This window comes from Streptomyces sp. NPDC006265 (genome assembly GCF_040613555.1).
Lineage (GTDB): Bacteria > Actinomycetota > Actinomycetes > Streptomycetales > Streptomycetaceae > Streptomyces.
In genome coordinates this window covers 1-6,550 of record NZ_JBEXSH010000506.1, presented here as the reverse complement: position 1 = coordinate 6,550, position 6,550 = coordinate 1, and the positions used below count along the sequence as shown (strand labels likewise).

6 protein-coding genes and 1 pseudogene are annotated in these 6,550 nt (G+C 73.3%); 6 read left to right on the top strand and 1 reads right to left on the bottom strand.

What is annotated here, in order from left to right; genetic code table 11:
* The coding region (locus tag ABZ281_RS32015) for a polyketide synthase (protein WP_356661175.1) at positions 1–1,147 on the bottom strand (1,147 nt) is incomplete at its 3' end.
* Positions 1,148–1,309: 162 nt separating this feature from the next.
* On the opposite strand from ABZ281_RS32015, the gene ABZ281_RS32010 reads away from it, so the two are divergent.
* The 6 genes and pseudogenes from ABZ281_RS32010 to ABZ281_RS31985 form a co-directional block, all read left to right on the top strand.
* Positions 1,310–2,338: a 3-oxoacyl-[acyl-carrier-protein] synthase III C-terminal domain-containing protein gene (locus ABZ281_RS32010; protein ID WP_356661173.1), complete on the top strand. Its 1,029-nt coding sequence runs from the start codon at positions 1,310–1,312 to the stop codon at positions 2,336–2,338.
* Entirely contained in the window at positions 2,335–3,276 is a 942-nt protein-coding gene (locus ABZ281_RS32005) for an alpha/beta fold hydrolase (protein ID WP_356661171.1), read from the top strand. The genes ABZ281_RS32010 and ABZ281_RS32005 overlap by 4 nt, the downstream gene beginning before the upstream one ends.
* Positions 3,273–4,844, top strand: coding sequence for an AMP-binding protein (locus tag ABZ281_RS32000; protein ID WP_356661169.1), 1,572 nt, complete (start codon positions 3,273–3,275; stop codon positions 4,842–4,844). Before ABZ281_RS32005 ends, ABZ281_RS32000 begins: the two co-directional genes overlap by 4 nt.
* Positions 4,841–5,890: an NAD-dependent epimerase/dehydratase family protein gene (locus tag ABZ281_RS31995; RefSeq protein ID WP_356661167.1), complete on the top strand. Its 1,050-nt coding sequence runs from the start codon at positions 4,841–4,843 to the stop codon at positions 5,888–5,890. Before ABZ281_RS32000 ends, ABZ281_RS31995 begins: the two co-directional genes overlap by 4 nt.
* Positions 5,854–6,123, top strand: coding sequence for an acyl carrier protein (locus ABZ281_RS31990; protein ID WP_356661165.1), 270 nt, complete (start codon positions 5,854–5,856; stop codon positions 6,121–6,123). The genes ABZ281_RS31995 and ABZ281_RS31990 overlap by 37 nt, the downstream gene beginning before the upstream one ends.
* A pseudogene (locus ABZ281_RS31985) lies at positions 6,120–6,550 on the top strand (hypothetical protein); the annotation flags it as partial. The gene ABZ281_RS31990 and the pseudogene ABZ281_RS31985, both read left to right, overlap by 4 nt.

Genomic DNA, 6,550 nt, shown 5'->3' with positions numbered 1-6,550 from the left:
TGAGGGGAAGCGCGTGCAGGGACGCCGGTACCAGCCGGTGGCGCAGCACCAGGATGGCCTTCAGCAGGCCGGCCATGCCCGAGGCGGGTTCGAGGTGGCCGACGTTCGACTTCACCGAGCCGATCGGCAGCGGGCCGCGGCGGCGGCGCCGGCCCAGCGCCCGGCCGATGGCCTCGGCCTCCGCGGGGTCGCCGACCTGTGTGCCGGTGCCGTGGGCCTCGACGTACACCAGGTCGTCCGCGTCGATGCCGGCCTCGGCGTAGACCGTGTGCAGCAGCGCCTCCTGGACCTCGGCACTGGGCACGATCATGCCGGTGCTGCGGCCGTCGGTGTTGTTGCCGGTGGCGGCCAGTACGGCGTGGACGCGGTCGCCGTCCGCCACCGCGTCCGCGAGGCGCTTGAGGACGACCACCCCGCCGCCCTCGGCACGGACGAAGCCGTCGGCGTCCGCGGAGAACGCCGCGCAGCGTCCGCGCCGGGACAGCATGTTCGCGTAGGAGAATCCGGCGAAGGAGTAGGGGTTGGACAGCACGTTGACACCGCCGACGAGGGCGACGCGGCCGGTGCCCTCGCGCAGGGTGCGGCAGGCCCGGTCCAGGGCGACCAGGGCGGAGGAGCAGGCCGTGTCGACGGCCATGCTCGGGCCGCGCAGGTCGAAGGCGTACGAGATCCGGTTCGCCGTGATGGACAGGGTGGCGCCCGGCATGGTGTGCGGGCTGGTGTGGTTCTGCATCATCGAAAGGTTCACGCCGTAGCCGGGGTCGGAGACGCCCACGTACACGCAGGTGTCCGACCCGGCCAGTGACTCGGTGGGGATGGCGGCGTCGTCGAGTGCCTCGGCGGTCATCTCCAGGAGCAGTCGCTGCTGCGGGTCGATGTGCCGGGCCTCCGCGGGCGACATGCCGAAGTAGGCGGCGTCGAAGGAAGCCACGTCGTCGAGGAAACCGCCGGCGGCGGTGTAGCTGCGGCCGGGCCGCACGGTGCCCGGGTCGACGGTGCGGTCCCGGGGCAGCCGGTCGGCGGGCATCTCGCCGACCACGTCCCGCCCGTCACGCAGCACGGACCACAGTCCGTCCAGGTCCGTGACGCCACCGGGAAGGCGACAGCCGACACCCACCACCGCCACGGCCCGTTCGAGCTGGTGCATCGTCAAGTCCCCCGTCTCCACACGCCGGTTGCGGGTCACATGGTGCTGCTCGGACGGGATCGAGGAACGAAGAATCCACTGCGGATCACTCGTTGGGGTGGAGATCACCGCACAAACGGCATTCCGGTCCATCGGCGTACATCGCGTCGTTACGGTGACGCGGTGCCCGAAGCCCTCCGTGCGCGCATCGCCGCCGTTTCCGCTCATCTTCCGTCCCGCTACCGGACCTTGGAGGAGATCCGCGTGAAGATCACCGAGACCGGTGGCTACGCACCACCGCCCGGTCTGCTGGAGGATCTCACCGGAGTCCGGGGAGTCCATGTGCACGAGGACGGCGAGAACGCCTCCGACCTCGCCGTGAAGGCCGCCCGCTCGGCGCTCGACAAGGCGGACCTGAAGATCGACGACATCGGCCTGCTGTTGTTCGCCTCGACCTCGCAGGACCTGGTCGAACCCGCCACGGCCCACATCGTGGCCACCAAACTGGGCGCCTCCTGCCCGGTGTTCGACGTCAAGAACGCCTGCAACAGCTTCCTCAACGCCATGGAGGTGGCCGCGTCGTTCATCGAGACCGGCCGCTACCGCACGGTCCTCATCGCCTGCGGTGAACCCTCCACCCTGGCCACCCGCTGGCACACCCCCACCCGGGAGGATCTGCTCAGGGCCCTGCCCGGCTACACCGCCTCCGACGCGGGCGCCGCGATGGTGCTCACCGCCGGCCCCGCGGGCGACGGCGACCCCGGCATCCTGTCCCTGCGGTTCGTCAGCAACTCCCCGGCCTGGCAAGCGTGCACGGTGGCCGGCGGTGGAAGCATGCACCACCTCTCCGTCCACGAGGACCACACCACCCTGCGGCTGAACGGGGACCTGCGGCAGAGCGCGCTCGACGTGCTCCCCCGGATCCTGGACGCGGCCGGGGAGGAACTCGAAGCGGCGCGTTGCGGCGCCTTCGCCTTCATCGCCTTCCACCAGATCGCCATGCCCCAGTACCGCGAGGTGATCGACGCGTTCTCCCTCCCCGAGGACCGGTGTATGCCCGCGGTGGCCGAGCACGGGAACTGCGCGGCGGCGTCCCTGCCCCTGCAACTGGCCAAGGCCCGGGAGACCGACCGCATCGAGAGCGGGGACCTGGTCGGGATGATCGGCCTGGCCAGCGGTTTCAGCTTCGGCCTGGCCCTCGTCCGGTGGTGACCGCACGAGCCGGCCACGCCCCGGTACCGGATGCCGCCGCCCGGGCACGGCTGCTGCCGGGCTATCCGGCGCCCCGGCACTGGCGGCGGGTGCCGGTCACCGGACAGCACTACCTCGACCTCGGCTCCGGCCCGCCGGTGCTGTTCCTGCACGGCAACCCGTCGTGGAGCTACGTCTGGCGCGCGCTGCTGCGCCGGCTCTCCCCGCACGCCCGCTGCGTGGCACCGGACCTGCCCGGTTTCGGGCTGTCCCGGCATCTACGGCCGGCGGACGGCGTCCCCGACCCCTACGAGGCCCAACTGGAAAGCCTGGACGGTCTCCACCGCCACCTGGTGCGGGACGCGGGCCTGCCGGAGCGGGGCTGGACGTTCGTCCTGCATGACTGGGGCGGCCCGCTCGGCATCGCCTGGGCGCTGCGGAACCCGGGGGTCGTGGCCCGGCTGGTCGTCTGCAACACCCTGGCCTTCCCCTTCCCGGACGGCTTCCGGCTGCCGTTCTACCTGCGCTGGATCCGTGACCACCGGCCGGTCGCGGAATTCGTCCACGCCACCAACGCGTTCGCCCGCGTCGCCGTCCACGCCGGGGTGCACCGCCCGCTGCCGCCGACCGAGCGCCGGGCTTTCCTGCGCCCCTACGCCCGCAGGCGGGAACGCAGGGCCGTCACGGACACCGTGCGCGCGATCCCTCGCGGCCCGGCGGACCCCGTCTGGCGACTGCTCGACCCTCCCGGTGCCGGACCGGGCCTGACGGAGCTGCCGCTGCTCATCGGCTGGGGCATGCGCGATCCCGTGTTCCAACCGGTCCTGCTGAAGGAGTGGGCGCGCCGCCACCCGCACGCCGTCATCCACCGTTTCCCCGATGCCGGGCACTTCGTGATGGAAGACGCCGCGGCCGAACTGAGCGACATCATCCGCGACTTCCTCCAGGGGGCACCGTGACCGTTCCCGGCATCGCCGCACGCCTGGCCGAACGGCCCGATGCCGTCGCCCTCGTCGAATGCCGCAAGGGAGCCTCCCGCACGACCCGTCGCGGCGAGCTGGTGGGGCGCTGTCACCGCCTCGCGCGGGCCCTGCGCGAGGCGGGGGTCCGGTCCGGCCACAAGGCCGTCGTGATGACCCGCGACGCCCACGACCTCACGGCCGTCTCCTACGCCCTCGGCCTCCTCGGCGCCGTCCCCGTCCTGATCGAACCGCGCGCCGAGGTGGGCCGCTGCCTGGAGGACGTCGCTCCGGACGTCTTCGTCGGGGAACCGCTGGCCCACCTCGGGCGCCGGGCCCTGGGGTGGGGCCGCCCTCACGTCCGGATCCCCCTGGTCACCGGATCCGCCCTCCTCCCCGGGGCGCGGCGGCTGGTCACCCGGACGCCGGACGCCGACGGCCCGCTTCCGCAGACGCCGGAGCCCGACGGCGACGAAACGGCCCTCATCGCCTTCACGTCCGGGTCCACGGGACGGCCCAAGGGGGCGGAGTACCGCCACACGACGCTGGCCGGCCAGCTCGAGGCGCTGACGACTGTGATGGATCCCCGGCCCGACGACGTACTCCTCGCCGGGTTCCTGCCCGTCGCACTGCTCGGCCCGCTGCTGGGGGTGACGACCCTCGCCCCGGCCGTCAACCACCTGGCCCCGGCCCGCACCTCGCCGGAGGAACTCGTCGGGCCGGTCCTGGAACACCGGGCGAGCATCCTGCTGGCGTCTCCCGCCGTCCTCACCCTGATCGCCCGCCACTGTGCCCGCCACCGCATCACGCTTCCCTCGGTACGGCAGGTCCTGTCCTTCGGCGCCCCGCTGCGCGTCCGCCTCGCCGAAGCCCTGCGCGAGGCCGTGCCGGACGACGCCGAGATCCTCAGCGTGTACGGCGCCACGGAGTGCCTGCCCGTCTCCTCGATCGACGACCACGACCTGCGTGCCACCCGCGATCGGCCACCCGCCGGGCAGGCCGGCACCTGTCTGGGCCGACCCCTGCCCGGCCTCCGCGCCCGGATCCTGGACACCGACGCCACGGGGCTCGGTGAGATCGCCGTCTCAGGTCCCACCGTCAGCCCCGCCTACCACGCGCGTCCCGACGCCGACGCCGTCACCAAGAGCGACACCGACCACGGCGTGCTGCACCGCACCGGGGACCTGGGTCGGCTCGACGACGAGGGCCGGCTGTGGTTCCTCGGCCGCAAGGCCCACCTGGTCACCGGCCCCGGCTTCACGCTGACCACCGAGGACATCGAGGCGGCCGCGGACACCGCACCCGGCATCCGGCGCACCGCCCTGGTCGGGGTCGGCACGGCCGTCTGCCAACTGCCCGTCCTGTGCGTCGAACCCCTGCCCGCCACCTCCAGCGGCGCTGCCCTGGCAGCCGTGCGCGCGGCCCTGAAGGACCATCCGGAGGGCCACCGCGTCGGCGCCCTGCTGATCCGCCCCCGCTTCCCCACCGACCCCCGGCACAACTCCAAGATCGACCGTATGCGCCTGGCCGGCTGGGCCGCCCGGCACCTGCGCGGGAGGGGCCGATGAAGGTACTGGTCACCGGCGGGAGCGGCTTCCTCGGCAGGGAGATCTGCCGTCAACTGCGGGCACGCGGCGACGTCGTCTCCTCCCTGTGCCGCCGCCCGAGCACCGCGCTGGAGGAACTCGACGTCCAGCAGCACGTGGGCGACCTTGCCGACCCGGCGGCGGTCTCGCGCGCCGTCGCCGGGTGCGACGCCGTCGTCCACAACGCCGCCCTGGCCGGCGTCAGCGGGCCGCCGCGGCCCTACTGGGCCACCAACGTCGTCGGCACCCGCCATGTGATCCAGCAGTGCCGCGCCCACGGCGTCCGCACGCTCCTCCACACCTCGACGGCCAGCGTCGCCTTCCGGCCCGGCGGCCTGGAAGGGGTCGACGAGAGCCTCCCCCACGCCCCTTGCCACCTGGCCGCCTACCCCGCCACCAAGGCCCGCGCCGAGGCCCTGGTGCTGGCCGCACACGGTCCGGAGCTGGCCACCGTCTCGCTGCGCCCGCACATCATCTGGGGGCCGGGCGACCCCCACTTCGTCCCCGCCCTCGCGCGTGCCGTGCGGGTCGGCCGGCTGCTGATGCCGGGGGACGGCTCCAACCTCGTCGACACCACCCATGTCCGTACCGCCGCCCACGCCCATCTGCTCGCCCTGGACCGGCTGCGGCAGTCACCACAGCAGGCGGGCGGTCGCGCCTACTTCGTCGGCCAGGACGATCCGCGTCCGCTGCGCGAGATCACCCGGTACTTTCTGCGGGCCGCCGGCCTCGACGCCCGCTGGTGTGCCCTGCCGCCCCGGCTCGCGACCGCCGCAGCCGGTGCCGGTGAAGCGCTCCTGCGCGCGGCCCGGAGCACCCGCACCCACGCCCTGAGCCGCTTCCTCGTCGCGGAACTGCTCCATCCGCACTACTTCGACCTCACCGCCGCCCGTCGCGACCTCGGCTTCGAGCCACCGATCGGATTCGACGCCGGTATCGCCGAGCTCACCCGGTCCGCCCCGCCCGCCCCCAACGACAGCAAGGAAACGCCGTGCCGGACACCTACACCTCCGTCCGTTCCATCCTGACCAGCGCCTTCCGCGTCCCGGAGGACGAGATCCGGCCCGAGGTGACGCTGGGGCAACTGGACCTGGACTCCCTGGCCCTGACGGAGCTGGTGCTCATCGTGCACGAGCGCCTCGGAGTGAGGATCGGCAACGAACACGTCTCCCGCGATGCGGCCCTCGCCCAGGTCGTCGACCATATCGAGACGCTGCGCGCGGAGAACGCGCAGAGCACGGAGAGGGCGGCCCGGTCGTGACCGAGCCGGTCGCCGTCACGGGTGTCGGCCTGCTCACCCCCGCCGGGGAGGACTCCGACGCCACCTGGGGCACGGTCTGCCGCGGTGTGGGCGGCGCGGCCGCCTCCGATCCGGTGCTGGCCGGTCTGCCCGTGGACTTCTCCTGCCGTGTCCCCCTCTCCCGCGACGCCCTGGACCGGCGCGTCGGACGCGACGCCTGGCGCATGTCACGGAACGCCGCCCCGGCGCCCGAGTTCGACATCGATTGCGTCACCGAGGAGCCGCGCCGGCAGGACGTCCGCGTCGCCGTCAGCCACTCCTTCGGCTTCGGCGGTCACAACGTCGTCCTTGCCCTGGCCAGATCCTCCTGCCGAGCATGGTCAGTGACGGGTCCTGGGCGCCGGCCTGGCTGGTGGCCTGGTCACTGCGGTACTGGCGGGTGTCCAGG